This window comes from Pseudofrankia coriaricola (assembly GCF_001854805.1).
Lineage (GTDB): Bacteria > Actinomycetota > Actinomycetes > Frankiales > Frankiaceae > Pseudofrankia.
On the sequence record NZ_MBLO01000075.1, the window covers coordinates 1 to 21,927 of the forward strand.

A 21,927-nucleotide genomic window follows, 5' to 3' on the forward strand; every position below is an offset into this window, starting at 1 on the left:
TCGCCGCCAACAGCTCCCGAGTAACCGCAAACCCGCCCATACCAAAGGATCATGCCGCATCCTCAGAACCTACGGATTATTTTCCGGCAGTCTCTATATGTGGACTCGATCTTGTGGGGTGACGTACCACGGTTAGTGTCCGCTAACCGCTCATCAGCGAATGTGCAGGCCAGAGATGGCGCGGGCGATGACGAGACGCTGGATCTCGCTCGTGCCCTCGAAGATTGTGTAGGGCTTCGATCGGGCGGCGAGTGTTTGGTCCAGGATTGGGATCAGGGTGGCGCCCACGATCGCGATCTAGTCACAGGGCCGGCGTCAGACCGGGCTGTGACGATGCGGGCAGGGAGGGATCGGCCGGTGACCCGGCGGTGCGCCGGGCGGTGCACGGAATCCTGCCGGTGACCGCCGCGGGGGTCGTCGCGGTGTGAGGCACCCCGCCTCGAGGTCCCGATGGGCGTGCACCTGCTCTCCTCGTGGGTCCCACCTTGCACGGATTCGTCGCGATGCGGTCTGCAGTGCCTACCGCGATGGCTCAAGATGCCGGCCTGCGGTCGCGGTGCCCGCGTGCAGTGCTTGTGTTAACCGCCGCCCTCTGGCGAGAGTGTCAGCGGCGATGGCCTCCGCTGTGTCCTTGATGCCGACGATGACGGGCGGCGCGCACCCTTGGCGCGCGGCGGCAGGAGGACTTCATGAAGCCCAGGACTGGCCCTCATCAGCTGTGGACCATCGAGGAACTGGCGGACTTCCTGCGGGTGCCGGTGGACACGATTTACAAGTGGCGTGCCGCCGGGGAAGGACCGCGGGGCTTTCGGGTCGGACGGTACGTCCGGTTCCGCGAGGACGATGTCCTCGCCTGGCTCGACACTCGTCGGGACCCGATTTGAGGCACATCCGCGCCCGCTCGTGCCCGACCGGACATTGCGGAGGCAGGTCGCCTGGCCCGGCGTGGATCAGGATGATGCGAACAACCGACGTGAGTCGGCGCCCAGGGTGCGCACGTCTGCAAAGGCACGCGGAGCCCAGCAGTCTCTGATCTGGCTGAGGGGAGGCTCCTCGTCTGCCGGTCGCGATGGTGCCGAGCCTGCATCGGCCTCGGCACCTGGCTCTCTACCTGGCTCCCTGTCGGCGCGGCTGCCAAGGTCATCGGGCCGGACGTGGCGGAGCTGCGGACAGAAGAGGCCGCATGGCAAGAGCGAACACGGCACACAGCAAAATCGAGTTGTTCAGGCCATCGATGACGCACTGTCGAGGCGGCCAACCAAGCGGATGCGCGAACCGCGACACGCCGACAAACCCGCGAGCGACCGCGCCGACTTTTCTGTGGGAAAAGTGTGGGCAAGATCGTAAATCTCAATCGATCAAGTGCCTGACCTGGCGTTTTGCTCCCGCGATAGGACTCGAACCTATAACCTGCCGGTTAACAGCCGGCTGCTCTGCCAATTGAGCTACGCGGGACCGCTTGCTTCGTCGGCGCCGATCCTACTGGGGGCGGGAGCCTCCAGGGGGATCATGCGAGGTCCGACTGGCTGAGGTCAGCTTACCGGAGGTTCGGCACGTCTGGCTTCTGGGTAAGTCGAGTTGACGGGTCGTTGCCTCCTGCAGTCCTCCGGTGGCCCGCGTCGGCCGTGGTGATCGGGGTCCGGCGGCTGTCGGTGTCACCCGGTACTGTCCGTTGTGGTCGTGGTGGGTCGAGCTGACGTTGATCGTTTGGCGCGCGGGCGGGCTCCGAGGCCGTAGGGGTCTCAGGGGCGTGAGCTCGGGCGTTTGAGCGGTATGAAGGCGTCGTCGGCCCGCGTGGGACGGCCGCGCTACAGCCAAGCATCCGGCCCGGCTCTGCTCGGTTCAGCCCTGGGAGGCAGCATGCGGATCCGCCCCTCGGTCGCCCTCGCGTTCGGGGTCGGCTATCTGTTCGGCACCCGGGCCGGCCGGGAGAGCTACGAGGACATCACCCGGCAGGCCCGGCTGGTCTGGGACCGACCGGAGGTCCAGAGCGTCGCCGGCATCGTCTCGGCGCAGGTGGGCGGCGTCTACCGGCGTGCCAGAACCCTGCTGGGCGGTAGCGAGCCCGCTCCTGGGCCGAGTTCGTCCGCCGACCGGTTCGGCCCGGCCGGCGGTACCCCGGCCAGCAGTACCCCGGCCTCGGACGGCCTGACCTCGAACGGCCTCGGTGCGTCCACCACACCCTGACGCGAGCCTGCTCGGCGCCACCGCCGGGTTTGACGTGAAATCTGCTGGATGGACCTCGATCTTGGCGGGTGACTGGGCGACGACGTGTGAGCGAAACATGAGGAGACGATGAGCCGGTCCGCGTCCCGGCCTGCGCCGGAAGGCCGGGCGGGAGGCGGTACCGACCTCCCGCTGGCCACGCTGCTCGACCTGCTCGGCCGCCGGCACGGTCTGGCGATCTTCTGGAGCCTGCGGACCACGCCACGCTCGTTCCGCTCTCTGGAAACGACCCTGGACGCGCCGTCAGCGCAGCTCAGCCAGCGTGCGCGCGAACTGCGCGAAGCGGGCCTGATCGAGGTCGACGAAGCCGGTGACTACCGGCTCACCGCCCACGGCCGCCGCCTGCAGGGCCTGCTCGAGCCGCTGTCCGACTGGGCGCACGAATGGGCCGGCCTCACCGCCCGCCAGCGAGTGCCCCGCGGCTCCGCCACCCGCGCCCGCGACGAGCCCTGACGGCGTACCGGAACGGCGCAGCGGGACCGCCCGGCGGGGCGCCCAGCTGGCCTGCCGAGCCAGCGCCCCAGCACTGTGCAGGGCGCCACCAGGCCGCGGCTGCCGCCGGGAGCCGCCGGGAGTCGCCAGAGCGGGCCGCCTGGCAGGCTGACAGGCAGGCGCGACCGATGCGAGGAGAGACCGAATGACAGACAAGCGCACGCTGACCGACGTGCCAGCGCGGCGCCGGTTCGAGCTGGACATAGACGGCACGCTCGCCGGCCTCGTGACCTACTCCCTGCATCCGGGGATCATCGCCTTCAACCACACCGAGACCGAGGCAGGGTTCGAGGGCCAGGGAGTCGGCAGCGATCTCGCCCGAGGTGTGCTCGACGCGGCCCGCGCGCGCCAGCTGCAGGTCTGGCCGCGTTGCCCGTTCATCCGCGGCTGGATCGAACGCCACTCGGACTACGCCGACCTCGTCGACCCGGACTGGCACGTCGACCACGACCCCGCGCGCTGACGTCACGCCGGCCGGGATCCGGACACCACCCCAGCTCCGGCTGGCCGCCCTGTCAGGGCGGCCTTGACAGAGCGGCCCGGGAACGCCGCGCCGGCCTCGACGAGGCCGCGATCCGTCGCCAGCTCGGGCATCGGTAGGTCGGCGTCGCCGGCACCCCATAGCCAGCTCGGTATAGCCAGGTCAGCGGGCGCTGAGCCCGGTGCTGTCCAGGCAAACGGCCGACCATCGCCGCGCGAACCCGCGGCCATCATGTCGGCTGTGTAACCGTAGCGTGTCTGTCCGGGTTGAAAGCCTTGGGGTGAGGCGCCTGGATGTACCATCACGAGAAAGGGAACAACCCGACAGACACATACGGATCGGACAGCCGCGTGTCGAACCCCTACGCGTTGCCCGCTGCCAGTTTGGCGGCGTCGCTCAACGTGTCCGTGCCTCATTCGGCCCGGATGTGGAACCGCTGGTTGGGTGGGAAGGACCACTTCCCCGCCGACCGTCTCGCCGCCGACCAGGCAGCCGAGATCTTCCCGGAGATCATCGATATCGCGCGCAGCTCCCGGCGGCTGTTGCAGCGGGTTGTTACCCGTCTCACCGTCAGTGAAGGTATCCGGCAGTTCCTCGACATCGGTACCGGGCTGCCCACCGCTGACAACACCCACGAGGTGGCGCAGCGCGAGGCGCCCGAGACCCGGGTCGTCTACGTCGACAACGACCCCCTTGTCCTGACGCACGCGCGTGCCCTGCTCGTCGGTACCCCTGAGGGCGTCACGTCCTACATCGACGCCGACGTCCGCGACCCGGGGAAGATCCTTCGCGAGGCCGACAAGATCCTCGACTTCACCAAACCAATCGGGCTGGTCCTGTTCGGCGTCATGGCCAACGTCATCGACGACGACGAGGCGTACGCCGTCGTCGGCAAGCTCGTCGACGCCCTCCCGAGCGGCAGCTACCTGGCGCTCAACGACGGCACCGAAAGCCCGGAGCGCTCCGAGGCGGTGCGCCGCAACGAGAGAATCGGGGCCGCCCCCTACCGCTCCCGCACGCCGGAAGAGCTCGTTCATTTCTTCGACGGCCTCGAGCTGCTGCCGCCCGGCGTCGTCTCGACCCCCCTGTGGCGGCCCGGCAAGCGCGCCCGCGGCAAGACCCTGGCCTCTCACTGCGGCCTGGCCCGCAAGAACTGACGGGCACGCCCGCGGCCTTCAGGCATGTCCCTACTCGGGCCAGGGGGAGTTCAGGATCGTGTCAACGAAGTTGGCGCGGTGGAAGCCGGGGACGAAACGCTCCAGGACGTCGGCCTTGACATTGCCGAAGGTGGTCGCGGGCCTGGGGGCGATGCCGGCGGTGAAGGCCCGGAGGATCTGGTTCTTGAAGTCGGGCCGGGGGTGCAGCCTGGTGATGGCCTCCCGGTCGGTGTCGCTGATGTCGTCGTAGCCGATTCCGAGCACGTCGTACTCGACGCCGGCCGTCACCAGGGCGACCTCGGGCTCCATGAACTCCGGGATGCCCGGCGTCGTGTGCAGCGCGATGGCCGTCCACACACGCCGGATGCTGTCTTCGGGCACACCGTGCCGCTGAAGGAAACGCCGCGCCTCGTCCGCGCTGTCCACCTCGAAGCGTCGGCCGCTCCCACGGAACGGCTCGCCCAGGCCGAGATCATGGAACATCGCCCCGATGTAGAGCAGTTCCGGGTCGAAGCTCAGCCCCTGGTTGCGGCCCTGCAGACTGCCGAACCAGTAGACCCGCCGCGAATGGTGGTAGACGAGGTCGTCCGTGGCCTCGCGGACCAGTTCCGTGGCCTCCGCGGCCAGGACCGTGTCCGGTACGACCACGTCGGCGACCTTGTCTCTGGTGATGGACATGAAACCTCCCACCAAGACGCTCCGCTGAACCGTCGGCCTGCTCACCACGTCGCGGCCGGCCGAGCCATACCTCGGCACGGCGAGCCGAGCCCCGCCGCCGACCTCCGCCGCCGACCCCAGCGCGGGACCCGACGCGAGGGGATTCGTCCGGTTGGCGCCGCGCCTCATGTTCTGGTGTGATTTTGGGAGCTGAAGCTCCGAGGATCACACCAGAACGTGAACGCGTTGTGCGGTTGGGGCCGAGGAGCGTGGCGCGGTGCGGACGTCCGACCGGTTTCCCAAATCAGGGCAAGCGAGAAACATGTCGGAGCGCCGTCCCGCCCCCGCGGTCGACGCCGAGTGACCCGAACCTCCCCAGAAAGCGCGGGCAGCCGGTAACGCTTACCGGCTTCATCAGGATGACGGCGCACATCGCAGGCTTTGGGTGCCGGCGGCCGGTATTGATCGGTATGTCGAATTGCCTCGAAGGCGAGGCGGGAGCAGCCTGGTGCCGTCATGAGCGGGGCCGCTCGGTGGCGTCGTCATGCTCCTCGCCTGTCTCGTCGTCTTCGCCCTCACCCGCCTCCTCGTCGGTGGCGTATGCCTCACCCCGGCCGGGCTCCTCATCCATCTCCTCGGCCTCGGCCTCCCCGCTGTCGGTCTCTCCGATCTTGGTCTCCCCGCTCTCGGCCGCACGTTCCTCGGCTTCTGGCTCTGACGCCGCGCCGCGTCCCTCGGCCTTGGCACCTTCCTCTTCCCGCGCCTCGGCCTCCGACCCTTCCTCGCCCGGCCCTCGGACGACCTGCCCGTCGCGGATCTCGCCGCGCCACGATCCGCTGGCCTCGCCCTTGATGGTGATGAAGCGACGGAAGTTCTTCAGGTCGAGGCGGGCGCGGCGGCCGCCGGCGCGCCAGAGGTTGCCGGTCTTCTCCATGAACCCGCTCGGGTAGTACTCCATGGTCAGCGCGACCCGGGTCAGGTCGTCGGCCAGCGGGTGGAACGTGACCGTGCCCTTTGTCGTCCCCTTGCCGCCCTCCGTCGTCCACTTGATCCGCCGGTCCGGGACCTGTTCCAGGGTCTTGCCCTGCCAGGTCCGCCGGGACTTGAAGACCTTGACCCGCCAGTTCTGCTCCGTCTCGCTCTTCGGGTCGACGCCCTCGATGCCCTTCATGAACTTCGGGAATTCCTGGAACTGGGTCCACTGGTCGTAGGCGGTGGAGATCGGCACCCCCACATCGACGGCCTCCACGATGTGGGTGACCTTCGGCGGCCCGGGCTCGCCGGAGCGGCCCGCCTTGCCCACGCCGCCACCCATGCCGAGGGCGCTCTTTGCCTTCTCCTTCAGCCCGCTCAGCGCGGTCGACGTCGCCGCCTTACCGGGGGATTCGCCCGCGGCGAGCTTCTTGACCCCTTCGGCCGCGGGCCCGAGCCCGTCGGTCGCGGAACCGAGGCGATCGCCGACCTTCCGGACCGCCTTCTGGCCCTCGGCGGCGAGGAAGCTCTTCATCTCCCGCATGAGATGGTTGGTTGCCGGGTTGTGCAGGAGCGTGCCGGCCAACCCGTTTCCGTGCACGTGTCCGTTGGACTCCGCCATGTCGACTTCTCCTACCTCGACCGCGACGTCGCGGTGCCGGTCCGCTGGCGGCTCGTGGCGGACGCCGCCTCGCGCTGGTCCGCCGACGGTCCGAAGCCGGGTTGCCGGGTCGGGGGCCGCCGGTCCGCCGCCCTGGCCGGCTCCTGGTGACCGGGCTCGTCGCCCTCGCCGTCCGGCGTGGTCTCCTCCCGCCCGACCGAGCCGGATCGCCCCGCCTTGACCCTCGCTCGGCCGGCATCGGCACCGGAGTCCTCACCGTGACGCCTTCCCGCGCTGGCCTTCTCCCGATCTTGATCCCGATCCCGATCCCGGCTCTGATCTCTGTCCCCGTCGTGATCCTGGCGCCGGTCCTGATCCCCTGTCGGCTCGGTCGGAGCCGCACTGTCGGCCTTCTCCGTAGGAGAGCCGCCCCAGCGGCCGAGCGTGTCGGTCAGCGTGCCGGCGAGAGCTCCGGCCTTCCCGCCCAGCTCGGCGGCCGGGGACTCGTCCAGCGAGCTCCGCAGCTCCGACGTGCGGTGCGACAGGTCTTCCGTCAGCTTGCCGATCCCTCGTTCGTAGGCTGACAGCGCCGCCTTCTTCCCGCCGGCGAGCACGGGACCGCGTAGCTGGGTCACCAGCTTCCTGCCGTCCTCCGACTCGAGGAACTTCGCCGCCTGAGAGCGGGCCAGGTCCTTGACGTTGGTGTCGCGGCCGGCGGCCCACAGTGCCAGCCGCACGGCCGCCTTGCCCTTCCTGGTCCTGCCGAGGACATAGCCGACCGCGCCGGCCATCACCAGCTTGATGCTCATCGCGGACTCCTTCCGACCCGTCGGTACCCCATCGGGCTCACCAGCCCCACCGGGCGCCTCACCAACCCCACCGGCCGTGTTCTGGCTCGCCGGCCGCCTCCGCGGGCTCGGCGGCCTCCGCGAGGTCCAGGAAGTGGAAGGCGGGCAGCGGCCCCACGTACCCGATCACGAGCTCAGGGTGATCGTCACGGACGCGCTCCACCGCCTCGTCGAAGTGCTCCAGGCCGCGGCGGCTCGGCTCGGCGTCTCTGTGGACGAGGAAGGCCCAGCGCAGGACGGGATCCTCGGGGCCACCCATCGGCCCCCGCCCGGTGTTCGCGACCGAGTGCGGGCGCAGCGCGTCGAGCAGGGCCTCCGCCTGGTGCAGGCGGCGCAGGACGACGCCGTCGGCAACCCGTTCACCCAGCGCCATCCGGGTCTGGAGGTTCGTCTCGCCCCCGGGCCCGTCGAGCCCTTCCCGCGCCGCGGCCAGCGACGGATCGGCCGCGATGACCGCCCGGATCGCGGTCAGCTCGTCCTCGTCCGCGTCGACGTGCACCTCGACGAGACCGTCCAGCGCGTCGAGCTGCCCGCGCAGCTGCGGGGCCGCCTGGCCCAGCACCTCCTCCCGGACGGCGTCCTCGTCCGGGGCGACCGACCCCAGCCGCAACGGGAGCACCGGACCGTCGGCGAGGAGCCCCAGCAGGACGTCGAGATGGCGCTCCGCGTCCTGGTCGGCGATCCGCACCGGGTCGGAGACCGGGCTGACGACGGCGGCCACCGGCGGGCGCCGCACCAGCCGGATCCGGCCCGGCGGGTCGCCGGCGCCGAGCGGTGGCGGGTCCGCCAGCGGATGGTCGTCGCGGACCACGCCGTAGAGGAGCAGCGACCTCATGTAAGCCCCCCGCCCTAGTGCCGAGCACCGGCCCGGCCGTTCGGTGCCGCCCGGCCGGGAGGCAGGTCCCGGCCTCCGCTTCGGGCGTGCTCGAACCGGGAGCCAGTCTCGATCTCAGCCTCGTCGCGGTCGCCGCCGCGCAGCGACTCGACGAAGTCCTGCGCGGTGTCCTTGACGCCCTCCAGGGCTCCCTTCGTCTTGTGCCGCGATCCGCCCTCGGTGACACCCTCGCTGACGGACCGGACGAGCCCGGGGACACCCGTGACCTGCTCCTGCTCCCTTGTCTGCAGGTCCAGCCGGTTGACCGCCTCCGCGAAGCGCAGATACGTGTCGACGCTCGCGATCACTATCCGGGCGTCGATGGTGAGGATCTCGATGCCAACCAGCGTGACCCGCACGTACGCGTCGATGACGATGCCCTTGTCGAGGACGACCTCGAGCACGTCAGCGAGGCTGCTCGGGCGGGGAGCGCGACCAGTCGACCGTGTCGCCATGGTCATGGCAGGTCCCAACCGGGCGGCGCCGCGCCGCGGGCACGCGGCGCGGGCCGCCCCCTCTCGTGATGCCGCCGGCCCGCCGCGCTGGTCGCGCCGACGGCCGGTATTCCGTGGTCATCCGTTCTGTGATCTTCAGTTTCGCGGCGCTCCGCTCCGTGGTTCTCTGCTCCGACGCCCTCGCGAACGCGGTCACCGCGCGGGCGGCCGCCGCCGGCGCCTCTGGGGCGCTCGAGCCCGGTGCGGCCGACGCCGTCACGGATCACGCGCGCCGCGGCACCGGTGCGCCTGGGCTCGTCGCGGCCGCCCGACGGTGGCCACTCGCCCACCAGCTCGCGGGCCCTCGCGGTCGCCGCCCTCGCCTGTTCGGCGCTGACGCCGAGCGAGTCGCGGACCTGCGCTATCGCCTCACGCACCTCGATCAGTGCCTGGCCAAGGTCCTCGACCTGCGCGGGGGGCAGCGTGTCGCTGTCCATCCGGCGAACCGCCTGCCGCTCCAGCAGGTCACGGAGCAGCTCGAGGAGCACCACGACGACCTGCCCCAGCCCGCGCCCTACCTCCTCCGGGTTCGCGGTCAGGCGCACGGCGCGCCCGTGGCGTCCCGGCGCGGTCATGGCCCGGCCCTCGCGTCGGGCCGGGCGCGGGCGTGCCGCCGGGTGTGGTCGCCGTCGCCGTCGCCGTCGCCGTCGTCGTCGTCACGGCGGGTGCCGTCGCCGTCGCCGTCGGCATCGTCATGGACCACGGCGCCCTCGATCACCTCGATGGCCTCAGCCGCCTCGTCCCGGCTCGGCGCCGGGTACGGACGTAGGCCGACGCCCGCGCCGGCCTCGATCGCGCTCTGCGCGCCGATCAGGAGCAGCCGCAGATCGAGCCGGATCAGGTCCACCCCAGCCAGGCCAATGATCACGTCGCCGCTGACCACGGCGCCCCGGTCGACAACTCTGTCCAGCAGATCCGACAGCGAGCGGCCGGAGCCCAGACCGGGACGGCGGCCCGGCTCGGCGCCGCGACCGGTTCCGCCTACGGCCGCCGAATCGCGCCTCGGCGCGGCTCTCCGGGCTGGGTCAGGCATCTCGCGCCTCCCCGAGCGTCAGACGGACAAAGGAGTACGGCGGCCAGGGCCCGGTGAGACGGGCCTCGCAGCCGGCATCCGCCAGCTCTCGCGCGGCCGTGTCGGCGGCGTCGAGGAAACCATCCTCCTTGACCGACGCGACCAGGTAGGCGGCGTCCAGACGTCCCGGTCCCGGCCGGCCGGACCGGATCGCCACGTCGGAGGCCAGCGCCGCGAGCTCGCCATGGATCCGCCTCGTCAGCTCGGTCAGCCGCTCCTCGCGCTCCGCGGCGCGGCGCAGGTCCGCGCGCCGGGCGGACAGGTAGGCGGTCCCGCTCCCACCCCCACCCGTGGGCGTCTCATCGCTGTCACCGGAGGCGGCCACCGCCTCGGCCGTCCGCGCGTCGCCGCCGTCGGCGTTACTAGCGGCGTCGTTACCAGTGGCGTCGTCGTCCTCGTCGTCCCGCGGCGTGACCCGCAGCCCCCACTCGCGGTGGTCCCGGACCCGGTCCAGCTCGCCGACCAGCTCGCCCGCCGACGCCCGCAGCAGCCGTTCGGCCCGCGTCCGGTCCGGCAGGACCGTGCCGAAACGCAGCGGCAGTACCGGCCCTCGGGCGAGGAGCAGGCGCATGACCCGGTCGTGGCGACCGGCGAGATCGGCGAGCCGCCCGGATTCGGAGAGCCGCCCGGTTTCGGAGACCTCGTCCTCCAGACCGGCCAGCAGCCCAAGCTCGATCGTCGACGCGACCAGCGCCGCCTCCCCGACAGGCAGGGTCTCGACCGGCGTCCGGTCGTCGAGGCCGACGATGTCGCGGGTGTCCGTGACCGCGTCCGTGATGCCGTACGCGTACAGGCCGGTGCGCCGCGGGGGAGCGCCCGCGGGCGCCTCGCCGGCCGGTTCGGCCGGCGGCTGGCGGCGCGCCTCCCGCGCGGCTGGCCACGCCCGTTCCGGAACCGGGGCAGGCTCCACCGGGTGGGCCGGTGAACGGGTGCCCCTCGTACGGGTGCCCACCGTGCGGGTGGCCGCCTGGGCTGGCGTGTCCTCGGTCAGCTCGTCCTCGGCCAGTTTCCCCTCGGCGGGTTCCCTCTCGGTCAACGTGTCCTCGGCCAGCGCCACGGAGACGATCTCCTCGGCCAGCGCGGCGGCCAGCCGTCGGCGGGCCAGCTCCCGCGCGTCCGCAACGGCATCGTCCAGGACGTCGGGCATAAGCCGGTCGGCGAGCCGGCGGACGCCCGCGGGCGGCAGCGCCATCAGGGCCTCCTGGTTTCGGCCCGGCCGCTGGAACGGCCCGTGACCGTGGAGCTGGCGGCAGACCGGTTCGCGGGCTCCGCGGCGGGCGTGCCGGTGACCTGGCCGGTGATGACGCCGGCGGCGTCGGCGCCCGTCTCGGCGTCTGCCCCGACGCCTGGCAGGGTGGCCGCGCGGGGGCTACGGCCCACCGCGCGTTCCAGTGCGTCGAGGCGTTCCCGCAGCCGCTGGTTCTCGTCGGCCAGGGCATCCTGGTCTCGCCTGCCCGGCGGCGCGGCCTTCGAGCTGAAGAACGGGTCGTTCAGCCACCAGTCCAGGCCCATCTCCCGGGCGGTGTCGGCGGAGGCGATGAACAACCGGAGCCGCAGCGTCAGCAGCTCGACGTCGAGCACGCTCACGACCACGTCCCCGACGATCACGACCCCCTTGTCGAGGACGCGTTCCAGGACGTCGGCAAGGGTGTCGCTGCGTGGCCCGGTCCACTGCCGGGTGGGTCGGTGCGAGGTCAGGATCTGCTCGGTCATCGCGCTACCGGAAAGGCTCGGGCCCGCTTTCAGGTAGGCGGGCGTGCGGCGCGGGGACGGGGCAGGGCAGGACCGAGCGGGCGGCCGCAGGCGGCTCGCCGGATCGGAGTTTCGGGTTTCGGAACTCCGGGTTCGGAGCTGTTGGCTGGCCGCCGGCCGGACTGGCGACCGGTCAGAGCGGGTCAGTCGCGCCGCGGACGAACCGGCGCAGCCGTTCGTAGCCGCGCAGGTTGCCGTCCTCGTCGACGTCCACCCGGTAGGTCGCCAGCACGCTGGTCGTGCTGGGAATCCGTTCCAGCTCGACGACGTCGGCGAGGACGGACCAGCCGTCGTCGGCGGCGCGCACTCCGCTCACCCGCTCGGGCTGCTGCCCGGTGAGCTGCGCGAACTGGTCGAGGGCCGATCGGAGAACCGAGGCGAGCCCACCGCCACGAGGGGCGGGGGCGTCACGACCGGCACCGAACCGGCGCTCGTCGCGTTGGGAAGCGGTCACGCGATCACTCGCCTGGTCGGGTCCGGGTCAAGGGGAAAGATGCCCACGGCCGGACGACGGCCGCGCGCTCCTCGTCCCCGCTGAGCGGCTCCGGAAACCCGGACAGCACGTCGGGCCTGGCCGGCTCAGGTAGGCCGCCGCCTGGGCCTTTGCCCACTCCGGAACGGACGGGAGGTCCACGGAACGTCCGATGCGCCGCTGCCGCCGCGCGCCCGGACGGGATCGGCGTGCGGCGGCAGCGGCGCGCGGGTGCCGCCTGGCCGCTGTCTCGTCGGGCCGTCCGGCCGTGGTCCCACCGGGCCGTCGGGGTGGTCAGGCGCCGGGGAAGGCGCCCGCTTCGACGGGGCTGGTCGGCGCGCCGCTCCCGAGCGACGAGGTGCGCAGCAACGTCAGCGTCCAGACGCTGTACTCGATCGCCGTGCTCGTCGTCCTGGTCGTGTACTGGAGCGGGTCGTCGAACTTTTCGAACTCGCAGTCGCGAGTGAAGCGGCGGCCGCCGTCGTCCCAGTCGGTGCCGCTGGTGTAGAAGGCCTCGTAGGTGCCGTTCGGCATCGCGTCGACGGTCGCCTGCGCGCCGGCCTGCACGTAGATGGCACGGATGAGGTCGCCGCCCGACATGATCTTGACGACGGTGTCCACCGTGCGCTGGTTGTCGACGGTCAGCTTCCCGTAGCCGCCGCGCCGGCCACCGGGCAGCGCGCCGTTGCCGGGGCGCCGGTTCGGGTCCGGGCCGGCGCCCGGCAGGAACGCGCCGAATGTGTACGGGTGCCCGGGGTTGGCCGTGATCAGCGCCAGGAAGGCCAGCCGGAACGCGTCGGCGCCCGGGCTGTTGGCCACGTGCGGCATGCCGGACGCGCCCGTGCAGACCCTCTGGATGTCGGCGTCCGTCGCCACCGCCGTCAGGTCTTTCGACAGCGAGCGCAGCGCGGCCGCGAGCTGCTTGGTCGCCGTGACGGAGGGCAGCGGGGGCCGGAGGCGATCGAGGGCGTCCGCCTGCACGCCCAGGTTGAGCGCGACAGCCCCGAGCGCGCCGGACAGGTCGGACGGCGTCTGCGCACCGCCGACGGCGCCGAACCCGGGCCCGAGCGCCGCGTCGACGTCCGAGAGTGCCTTCTGGAAGTCGGCGCGGGAGATCGGGGTCAGCCCAGGGGGCGTCTTGGGCGCGAGCGGGGTGGGCGAGGCCGACGCGGACGGCCGCGGCGATGGCACGCCCTCACCGGAGCATCCGGCCAGCGCGGCCAGGAACAGGGCGGACACCGCCGCGATCGACAGCGGCAAGGCGTGGCCACGCCTTCCTGACATGACAACCTCACAGGCCGGGCAGACGGGGGGTTTCGGTACGTCAAGATCTGACACTCGGAGCATAGGGGCTGCGGCGTAACGCATCCGGATTTTTCACCCGGCCAGATTGCCGCACCCGCTGTTGTGCGTGCGACTCTCATCCGCGGCCCTTGAGGCGCCCCATGGCGGATCAATTTCAACCCATGCGTAACGGTTGAGTCGGCGGTGCGACGTTGCCCGTCCATGACATCGGTGTTGCCATCGCGCCCCCTCCCGATGTCGCCGGCTGGGCGCCTCAACTCGGCCGGGCGCGGCGTGGTTCGCTTCGTCTGGGGGAGGAGGCGACGGCATGGCCAGCGTGTCGGGGCACGTCATCGTCTGCGGGCTGAGCGCCCTCGGGGTGCGGGTGGCCGAGCAGCTGGTGGCGTCGGGGGTGACGGTCGTCGTCGTGGACGACCAAGGCGCGCCGGCCCAGCGCCGCCGGCTGGAACGCCAGGGCGTGCGGGTGGTGCCGGAGAGCCCGCACAGCGCCGAGGCGCTGCGCGAGGCGGACATCGACACGGCGCTCGCCGTCGCCGCCTGCCACGACATCGACCTGGAGAACCTGCAGACCGCCCTCGCCGCCGCCGACGTGGCGCCGACGACCCGGCTCGTGGTGAACATCGGCAACGCCCAGCTCGGCGACCAGATCGCCGCGGCGATCCCGACCGCGCATGTGATCAACATGGCCGCCCGCGTCGGGCCCAGCTTCGTCGAGGCCTGCGTGCGCTCCGACGTCGTGCACGCCTTCACGATGGATGCTCGCTACCGGCTGGACGGGCCTGAAACGGACAGACCCGACCCCCCCGCCCCCAGCCCCGATCCTGGCCCCGGGTCTGGCCTGTCCGACGTCTCCGAGGTGTTCGTCGTCGCGGAGGTAACCGTCGACGAGGCCGACGCCTTCCGCGCCCGCTACGGCGACCTCACGCCGATCTCGTTGCGCCGGCCCAGCGAGCGCGTGGCCGTGCTCTGCCCGCCGCGCGACATTCCGCTCTTCCCCGGTGACCGGCTGACGGTGCTCGGCCGGCTCGCCGAGTTCGACACCCGAGGGATGGCCGTCGCCGGGCTGCACGAGGCCCGGACCTTCGCCACGCTCGCCGCCGCGGCCGCCGCGGCCGCCACCGGCGACACCGGCGACGGGCGCGAGCGCGCGGACGGCACGGGTGACGGGCTTCGCCAGGACGGCGGGGGCCGGCGGTCGGCCGACCGGGTGCGGGCGCTCGCGGCGACCGTGCGCGGCGAGTTCGACCGGCCGTTCCGCTGGGCGCTCGGCGTGGTGCTCGCGATCATGATCGTGAGCACGACCGTGCTGACGCTCAGCTACGCCGACCACAACCCGGGCGCGCCGCCCGACTTCGACGCCCTCGACGCGCTTTACCTGACGGTCGAGACGATGGCGACCGTTGGCTACGGCGACTACAACTTCGGCGCCGCCGACCACTGGCTGCAGGCCTTCGGCGTCGTCCTGATGCTCGTCGGCGCGTTGTCGATCGCGGTGATCTACGCCTTCATCACCAACATCATCATCAGCCGCCGCCTCGAGCGGGCACTCGGCCGGGGGCGCGCCGGGGCGGTACGCGGGCACGTCGTGCTGTGCGGGCTCGGCAAGGTCGGCACGGCGACGATGGAGGGCCTGCTGCGCGCCGGCCGGCGGGTGGTGGTGATCGAGCGCGACGAGAACAACCGGTTCCTGCCCGTGGCGCGCGAACGCGGCGTCCCCGTCGTGGTCGGCGACGCGACGGTGCGCGCGACCCTGCTGCAGGCCGGCCTGGGCCACGCGCTCGCGCTCGCGGCCCTCACCAGTGACGGCGTCGCGAACCTGGAGACCGTCCTGTCGGCACGGGACGCCTACGAGGAGCTCGTCCAGGCGCGCGACGCTCGGGCTCGACGCACCACCGGGGCGGGCGGGCGCGCCTACGGCCGGGCGCCGCGGTCCCCGGAACCGGCCGACGAGGCCGGGTTGCGGGTCGTGCTGCGGATCGCCGACTCGACGATGACCGACGAGGTGGAGCGCCGCTTCAACATCCACACCGTGCGCAGCGCGGCGGCGCTCGCGTCGCCGTACTTCATCGGCGCGACGCTCGGCTACGACGTCATCAGCACCTTCTACGTCGAGCGCACCCCGTTCCTCGTCGCCCGGATGGCCGTCCGCGCCGGCGCAGCCCTGGCCGGCCCGACGCTCGCCGAGCTCGCCACCGGCGCGCGGGTCCTCGCCGTCACCACCCCGCCGCCCGCCCGCGCCGCCGCCGACGGCTCCCGGAGGACCGCCGGCGTCCCCTCGACCGAGCCGGGCGGCGGCGGCTCGGCGGGCAACGGCGCGCGCCCGAACTTCCGCCCCGGCCGGCACACCCGGCTGCGCCCCGGCGACGAGCTGCTCGTCGTCGGCCCCGTCACCGAGGTCGTCGACATGATCCGCCTGAACCAGAGCCCGGCCGACGGCGGCGCGCGGGCCGCCAGCGCAGTCTCCGCCGCGGCGGAGACCGACCCCCTCGACGACTGAGGCGCTCCCGTTGCCGGACGCTCCGCGCCCGCAACCGGGCGGCGCCATCGGGCGCTGAGCCTGACCTCCCAGCAGACCTCCCAGCAGACCTCCCAGATCGCTTCGCGATCCGGCAGGGACCCCGGCTTCGCGATCCGGCAGGGACCCCGGCTTCGCGATCCGGCAGGAACCCCGGGCGCAGCGCTGAGGCGCCGTCACCTTCTGTGGCCGAGTTGGACGCGGTCCCCACTGGCGAGCGGTGGGGCCTGTCCTCGTCCCGGCTTGTCATGTCGGGCGCGCGCTGGGGGCCGACTATTCTGTCCGGTACGGGGGAATCATGAGAATGGCTGTGGTGCGGCAGGTTCTGTCGGGCGGGCGCGGTGTGCCGCGACCCGCGAGCGCCGGGTCCGAGGCGGGTCGATCGTGATCATCAGGTTGACCGCGCGGAACGCCGCCACGGGCGCGAGCCGCGATGTCGAGGTGTCCGCCGAGCCGGACGCGACCGTCGGGTCCGTGCTCGACGCGCTGCCGATGCCGGCCGCCGGCCGGCCCTGCTACGTCGGCGACGCGTGGCTCGACCCGGTGGCGACGGTGGGGGAGAGCCCACTCGTGCAGGGAGCGGTCATCAGCATCGGGGCGCCGGGCCCCAGCTCGCGGTCGCTGCCTCGCGGGGTGGTCGGCGCGCTGCGGGTCGTCGACGGACGTGACGCGGGGCTCGTCGCCTGGCTCGCGCCGGGGCGGCGGTTCGTCGCCCGGTCCGCGGACGCGGACGTGGTGCTGCACTGCGAGGAGGCATCCCGCCAGCACACCGAGCTGGAGATCGACGTCGACGGCCGGGTCCTCGCCAGCGACGCCGGCTCCCACAACGGCACGTTCCTCGACGGGGCCCAGCTCACCGGCCCCACCGAGCTGCCCCCGGGCGCGCTGCTGGAGGTCGGCTCCGACCGGATCGAATGGGTGCCGCTGCCGCCCATCCCGCTGGTCACCAGGCCCGGCGGCGACGGCCGGCTCGACTTCGACCGGGCCTTCGACTCCCCGCCGGTGGTCACCCGCGGCGAGGTCACCCTGCCGATGTCGCACGCGCGGCCGGCCACCTCCCGGGTCGGCATCTGGCTGTCCGCGCTGCTGCCCATCGTCATGGGCGTGGTGCTCGCCTTCGTCTTGGGCCGGCTGCTGATCCTGCTGATGTGCCTTCTCGGGCCGATGACGATCGTCGGGAGCCAGGTAGGGGACCGCCGGCAGCGGCGCACCGAACGCGAGCAGCACGAACGGGGCAAGGCGACGGCGCTGCGCGAGATCGCGCGCCTGCTGGACACCGAGGAACGGATCCGCCGCAGGCGGGCACCCGACCGGCTCGACCTGACCATGGCCGCGACCGGCGCCAGCCGCAAGGTGTGGCCCCGCACCGCCGACTCCCCGGACGCGCTGCTGCTGCGCCTCGGCCTTACCGATGCCCCGCCGTCGCTGGACCTGCGCGGCGAGCGCTGGGAGGGCTTCGCCGAGCCGCGGCTGCGGTCCGTCCCGCTCACCGTCGACCTGCGCGCCGCCGGGGTGCTCGGCATCGCCGGGCCCGAGGAGCCGTCGCGGGCGCTCGCCCGTTTCCTGCTCGCCCAGCTCGGCGTGCTGCGCGGCCCCGACGACCTGCGCATCGTGCTGCTCACCTCGTCCGACGACGGCGAGCTGTACTGGGCGACCTGGCTGCCGCACACCTGGGCCGGCGAGGCAGGCGACATCCCCTGCTGGGTCGGCAACACCGCCACCACCCGGGCCGAGCGCATCAAGGAGCTGCGGGAGCTGATCGCGCTGCGCACGGCCGAGCGGCGCGGGCACGCCCAGGTCCGGTTCGCCGAGGACGTCGTCGTCCTGCTCGACGGCGCGCTGCCACTGCGCGAGCTGGCCGGCATGCGGGCGGTGCTGCGTGACGGCCCGGAGTCCGGCGTCTACGTCATCGCCGTCGACCGGCACGACATGGCCGAGTGCCGCGTCCAGTGCGTCGTCGACGACCACCGCACGCTCCGGGTGACCAGCAGGGACGGTGAGCAGACCGGGCGCGCCGACGGCCTCACCGCCGCCGAGGCGGAGGCACTGGCCCGCGCGGTCGCCCCGCTGCGTGACCGGCTCACACTGGGCGGCTTCCAGGCGAACATCCCCTACCCGGTGCGCTTCCTCGACCTGCTCGGGATCGGGCAGCCGGGCCCGGGCGACGTCGCTGACCTGTGGTCGGCCTCGCCGGGGCCGACGACCCGGGTGCCGCTCGGAGCCGACGCCGACGGGCCGGTCGCCGTCGACCTCGCCGCGCAGGGCCCGCACACCATGCTCGGCGGAGCGACCGGCGCGGGGAAGAGCATCCTGCTGCAGACACTCGTCACGTCGCTGCTGCTGGCGAACTCGCCGGACGAGCTGAACCTGGTGCTCGTCGACTTCAAGGGCGGCAGCGCGTTCCTGCCGTTCGAGCGCTGCCCGCACGTCGTCGCGCTGATCCGCTCGACCGGGGAGACCGCCGCCGACGTGTTCGACGAGGCGGCGGCGAGGCGCGTGCTCGCCTCGGTGCGCGCCGAGGTCAGCCGCCGGGAGCGGCTGCTCGCCCGCTACGGCGGCGAGATCGACGAGTACTGGCGCATGCCGCGCGGGGGCGGGGGCAGGGACAGGGGCGGGCGCGGGGCCGAGAGCACCGGGAGCAGCAGCAGCGGCGGGGGCGGGGGCGACCCGGGCGAGGCGGCGGCACTGCCGCGACTGGTGATGATCTTCGACGAGTTCGCCCGCGTGCTGGAGACCTCGCCGGACTTCCTCAAGGAGCTCGTGAACGTCGCGGCCAAGGGGCGCTCGCTGGGGATGCACCTCGTGCTCGCCACCCAGTCGCTGCAGGGGAAGCTCTCGGCCGAGTTGAAGAACAACATCGACCTGCGGATCACCCTGCGGCAGAACGAGCCCGCCGACAGCGTCGAGGTGCTCGGCGTGCCGGACGCGGCGACCATCCCCGGCCGGCTGCGCGGCCGCGGCATGATCCTCTGCACCAAGGACGAGACCCGCACGCCCCGGCTGTTCCAGTCCGGCTACCTCGGCGACCCGCCGCCGGTCGGGGGTGGCCGCCCCGCCCGGGTCCGCGTGATCGGCTGGGTCACGCTCGGCACCCCCCGGCCGGAGGAGAAGGTCGATCACGGCGGCGCGGCGACCGACCAGACGCTCACGATCCGCGCGATCGAGCGGGCGGCCGCGCACGCGGGCGGGCCCGCGCCGCGCCGGCCGCTGCTGCCACCGCTGCCCGCGGGCCTCACCCTCGACGGCCTCGCGGCCGTGGCGACCGCCCCGCCGGCCCACTCCGAGATCCCGTTCGGGCTTCTCGACGAGCCGGCGGCGCAAGCCCAGCCGCCGGCCGTCTTCGACCTGGACGGCACCGACCGGCTGCTCGTCGCCGGCGGCCCGCAGACCGGCCGGACCACCCTGACCAGGACCCTCATCACCAGCCTCGCGCTGCGCTTCCCGCCGGACGCGGCGCAGTGCTACGTCATCGAGCGCCAGCCGTCCGGGCTCGCCGACTACACCGCGCTGCTGCACTGCGGCGCCGTCATCTCCGCCGGCGAGCCCGACCGGATCCGCCGCCTGCTCACCTGGCTCGCCGACGAGGTCACCACCCGCCAGGCCGCCCGCCTCGGCCCCGCCGCTGGCGCTGGCGGTGGTGGGGCCGCTCGTGTGAGCGGTGGCGCTGGCGCTGGCCGTGGCGCTGGCGTGAGCGGAGTCGGCGGCGCGGGCGGGCGCCGGCCGCGGATCCTGCTCGTCGTCGACGGCTGGGACTACTTCGAGAACCGGTCCGACCCGACCTTCGTCGAAACGTCGATGGTCGCCCTGCTGCGCGACGTGATCGCCTCCGGCCCGCCGGTGGGCGTGCACGTCGTGGCCATCGGCGGGCAGGACCTGGCCGCCAGCAGGACCGCGAACCTGTTCACCCGCCGCGTCCTCCTCCCGTTCGGCAAGGAGGAACTGCGCCGGATGCACTACCCGTCCGGCGTCGTGAGTCCCCCCGAACTATCCGGGCGCGCCGTCGAGGCCTCGTCCGGCACCCACCTGCAGATCGCCCGCCCAGGGCTCACCGCAACCGAGCTCACGCGCTGGGTTCTGGCGCGGGGGAGCAGCACCCGGCCGGACCTCGCCTCCCTCACCACTCGCGCCACCCTCGATGCCGATGCCGACGCCGCCCTCGGCAGCGGCGGCAACGTCGGCGGCGGCGGCGGGGTTGGCGTTGTTGGCGGCAGTGGCGGCGAGGGTGGCGCGGACCGGCTGCCGCGGCCGTTCCCATCGCTGCCGACCTCCGTGCTGGTCAACGAGCTGGCCCCGCCCGACCCGCGCCCGTCCGAGACCTGGCTACCGCTCGGCGTCGGCGGCCGCGACGTCGCCGTCGTCGGCTTCGACCCGTTCGACGCTGGCCCCCAGGGGCTGCTCATCTCCGGACCGGCGGGTTCCGGGCGAACCACGGCGGCGGCCACCATCGCCCGCGGGCTGCGCCGCGTCGGCGTCGGCGTGCTCCTCGTCGTCCCGCCCCGCTCCGAGCTGCCCCGGCTCGTCGGCACCGACGACGAGGGCGTGCGGGTCGTCGCCGGCAGCACGCTCAAGGACACCCAGCTACGCGAAGCCGCCGAGGCGTTCGGTGACGGCCAGTTCGCGGTCGTCGTCGACGACTTCGACCAGATCACCGTGGGCGCGAGCGTCGTGAACTTCGCCGAGGCCCCCACCCTGCTCGAGGAAGCCGCRAGCCCCGCCGCCCGCGGCCACAAGGCCCTGATCCTCTGCGGCGACGCCACCCCCGTCCTCAACGGCCAGCGCCGCTCCCCGCTCAAGGTCACAAACGAGATCAAGACCAGCGGCGGCATCCTCCTGCTGGCCCCCACCAGCCCCCACATCGCCCGCGACCACGGCCCACGCCTCGAACCCGACCAGTTCTTCCCCGCCCCCGCCGGCCGCGGCTACCTCATCACCCAGGGATCGGTCACGCTGCTCCAGCTCGGGAGTTGAGCGATCGAGCAAGACCGCTGAAAGCCAGCGGGTGAGGGCGGCCGAGACGGTCTTTCATGATCTGGTGGGTCTTCCGGGCGATAGCACCGAAAAACCCACCAGATCATGGAGTTCGTCCTTGTCGCCGGCGCGGGGGTTCGCCTTCGGGCTCTGCCGAAGGGCGGCCTTCTTCTCGGGGTTAGCGCAGACTCGGGGGTTCGCGCAATACTCGATCCCCCAGCGCTCCTGCCGAATTCAGTGCTTCCATGCCCCGACAACGGGGCCGCCGATCCCGCCCATCCCGCCGGACCCCGGTCCACCGCGGTCCACCGCGGTCCACACGGGTCGACACCGATCGACGCCCATCGGGTCGACCCTCACTCCAACACCCATATCGGCCTCAAAGTCGACCCGCCCCGTCATGATCTGGTGGATTTTCGAGGCTATCGCTCCGAAGATTCCACCAGATCATGGTGGGTGGGTTGCTCGGGTTCATCCGCGGCCGCTTCCCGGATGGCGCGGGCGAAGCTGGATCGTGGCGCAGGCTGGATTTGGCGCTTTCCGCACTCCGACGCCAAGGCCGCCGATCCCCGCCGATCCCGCCGATCGGGTCGCCTCCGGCTCCGACACCCTTATCGGCCTCCAAATCGATTCGCCCGGTCATGATCTGGTGGGATTTTTGGGGCTGCCACCCCGAGGATTCCACCAGATCATGGTGGGGCGGGTTGTTCAGGTTGACCTGTGGTCACTTCTCGGAGGGGTGTAGGTAAAGCTTGGTTGGGGCGCGGGCTGGATTCTGTGCTTTCTGCGCCGGGGCGCCAAGGCCGCCGATCCCCGCCGATCGGGTCGGGCCCGACTCCGGCACCCTTATCGGTCTCGAATCCGCCTGGTCCTGGCATGATCTGGTGGGATATTTGGGCTGTCACTCCCAGGATTCCACCAGATCATGGCGGGGTAGGTGTCCACAGGTCTCCGGGTATCCACAGGTGGCGGAGGAAGGCCCAGGGCCGACCACGCAGGGGCATTCTTTGGATGTGTTGGAAGATGTTGCCCGAGAGCAGC

At 72.5% G+C, this 21,927-nt stretch carries 18 protein-coding genes, 1 tRNA gene and 1 pseudogene; 7 read left to right on the forward strand and 13 right to left on the reverse strand.

The features are described 5' to 3' along the window. Positions 1-153: 153 nt before the first annotated feature. Positions 154-240: pseudogene (locus tag BCD48_RS56535) on the reverse strand (hypothetical protein); the annotation flags it as partial. A gap of 449 nt (positions 241-689) precedes the next feature. Between BCD48_RS56535 and BCD48_RS13240 the strand changes: the two are divergent. Further along, a complete protein-coding gene (locus BCD48_RS13240; protein WP_071048665.1) occupies positions 690-884 on the forward strand; it encodes a helix-turn-helix transcriptional regulator in 195 nt (64 codons plus the stop codon). 498 nt (positions 885-1,382) lie between these two features. Here the strand turns inward: BCD48_RS13240 and BCD48_RS13245 are convergent. After that, positions 1,383-1,455, reverse strand: a tRNA-Asn gene (locus tag BCD48_RS13245). A 405-nt stretch (positions 1,456-1,860) separates the two neighbouring features. On the opposite strand from BCD48_RS13245, the gene BCD48_RS13250 reads away from it, so the two are divergent. The 4 genes from BCD48_RS13250 to BCD48_RS13265 all read left to right on the forward strand — a co-directional run bounded on the left by BCD48_RS13250 (position 1,861) and on the right by BCD48_RS13265 (position 4,356). Further along, positions 1,861-2,187, forward strand: a complete 327-nt coding sequence (locus tag BCD48_RS13250) for a hypothetical protein (protein ID WP_071048666.1) — start codon at positions 1,861-1,863, stop codon at positions 2,185-2,187. A 108-nt stretch (positions 2,188-2,295) separates the two neighbouring features. Next, the gene (locus BCD48_RS13255; RefSeq protein ID WP_071048667.1) at positions 2,296-2,679 is read left to right on the forward strand and encodes a winged helix-turn-helix transcriptional regulator; all 384 of its coding nucleotides are present in this window, start codon (positions 2,296-2,298) and stop codon (positions 2,677-2,679) included. A gap of 184 nt (positions 2,680-2,863) precedes the next feature. After that, on the forward strand, positions 2,864-3,181 hold the full coding sequence (locus tag BCD48_RS13260; RefSeq protein WP_071048668.1) for a GNAT family N-acetyltransferase: 318 nt from the start codon (positions 2,864-2,866) through the stop codon (positions 3,179-3,181). A gap of 311 nt (positions 3,182-3,492) precedes the next feature. Next, positions 3,493-4,356, forward strand: a complete 864-nt coding sequence (locus tag BCD48_RS13265; protein WP_116271506.1) for an SAM-dependent methyltransferase — start codon at positions 3,493-3,495, stop codon at positions 4,354-4,356. 30 nt (positions 4,357-4,386) lie between these two features. On the opposite strand, the gene BCD48_RS13270 is transcribed toward BCD48_RS13265, so the two are convergent. The 11 genes from BCD48_RS13270 to BCD48_RS13320 all read right to left on the reverse strand — a co-directional run bounded on the left by BCD48_RS13270 (position 4,387) and on the right by BCD48_RS13320 (position 13,382). Beyond that, positions 4,387-5,034, reverse strand: coding sequence for an HD domain-containing protein (locus BCD48_RS13270; protein WP_071048683.1), 648 nt, complete (start codon positions 5,032-5,034; stop codon positions 4,387-4,389). A 493-nt stretch (positions 5,035-5,527) separates the two neighbouring features. Further along, a complete protein-coding gene (locus tag BCD48_RS13275) occupies positions 5,528-6,607 on the reverse strand; it encodes an SRPBCC family protein (protein ID WP_071048669.1) in 1,080 nt (359 codons plus the stop codon). An 11-nt stretch (positions 6,608-6,618) separates the two neighbouring features. Beyond that, complete coding sequence (locus BCD48_RS13280; RefSeq protein WP_071048670.1) at positions 6,619-7,395, reverse strand: hypothetical protein; 777 nt, start codon at positions 7,393-7,395, stop codon at positions 6,619-6,621. Between the two features lie 58 nt (positions 7,396-7,453). Next, positions 7,454-8,269, reverse strand: coding sequence for a GvpL/GvpF family gas vesicle protein (locus BCD48_RS13285; protein WP_071048671.1), 816 nt, complete (start codon positions 8,267-8,269; stop codon positions 7,454-7,456). 14 nt (positions 8,270-8,283) lie between these two features. Next, positions 8,284-8,769 carry a gas vesicle structural protein GvpA gene (locus tag BCD48_RS13290; protein WP_071048672.1) on the reverse strand — a complete coding sequence of 162 codons (486 nt, stop codon included), beginning with the start codon at positions 8,767-8,769 and terminating at the stop codon, positions 8,284-8,286. Beyond that, positions 8,766-9,377, reverse strand: coding sequence for a gas vesicle protein GvpK (gene gvpK, locus BCD48_RS13295; RefSeq protein ID WP_071048673.1), 612 nt, complete (start codon positions 9,375-9,377; stop codon positions 8,766-8,768). The genes BCD48_RS13290 and gvpK overlap by 4 nt, the downstream gene beginning before the upstream one ends. Then, on the reverse strand, positions 9,374-9,835 hold the full coding sequence (locus BCD48_RS46125; RefSeq protein WP_083418570.1) for a gas vesicle protein: 462 nt from the start codon (positions 9,833-9,835) through the stop codon (positions 9,374-9,376). The genes gvpK and BCD48_RS46125 overlap by 4 nt, the downstream gene beginning before the upstream one ends. Further along, positions 9,828-11,066 carry a GvpL/GvpF family gas vesicle protein gene (locus BCD48_RS13305; RefSeq protein WP_071048674.1) on the reverse strand — a complete coding sequence of 413 codons (1,239 nt, stop codon included), beginning with the start codon at positions 11,064-11,066 and terminating at the stop codon, positions 9,828-9,830. Before BCD48_RS13305 ends, BCD48_RS46125 begins: the two co-directional genes overlap by 8 nt. Beyond that, entirely contained in the window at positions 11,066-11,587 is a 522-nt protein-coding gene (locus tag BCD48_RS13310; protein WP_071048675.1) for a gas vesicle protein, read from the reverse strand. Before BCD48_RS13310 ends, BCD48_RS13305 begins: the two co-directional genes overlap by 1 nt. A 172-nt stretch (positions 11,588-11,759) precedes the next feature. Then, positions 11,760-12,080 (reverse strand): gas vesicle protein GvpO, encoded by a 321-nt coding sequence (locus BCD48_RS13315; protein ID WP_071048676.1) that lies wholly within the window; start codon positions 12,078-12,080, stop codon positions 11,760-11,762. Between the two features lie 312 nt (positions 12,081-12,392). Then, complete coding sequence (locus BCD48_RS13320; RefSeq protein WP_071048677.1) at positions 12,393-13,382, reverse strand: hypothetical protein; 990 nt, start codon at positions 13,380-13,382, stop codon at positions 12,393-12,395. A gap of 328 nt (positions 13,383-13,710) precedes the next feature. Here BCD48_RS13320 and BCD48_RS13325 point away from each other — a divergent pair, with 328 nt between their 5' ends. Next, on the forward strand, positions 13,711-15,900 hold the full coding sequence (locus BCD48_RS13325; protein ID WP_071048678.1) for an NAD-binding protein: 2,190 nt from the start codon (positions 13,711-13,713) through the stop codon (positions 15,898-15,900). Positions 15,901-16,302: 402 nt separating this feature from the next. After that, positions 16,303-20,886 (forward strand): FtsK/SpoIIIE domain-containing protein, encoded by a 4,584-nt coding sequence (locus tag BCD48_RS13330; RefSeq protein ID WP_071048679.1) that lies wholly within the window; start codon positions 16,303-16,305, stop codon positions 20,884-20,886. Positions 20,887-21,927 lie beyond the last annotated feature (1,041 nt).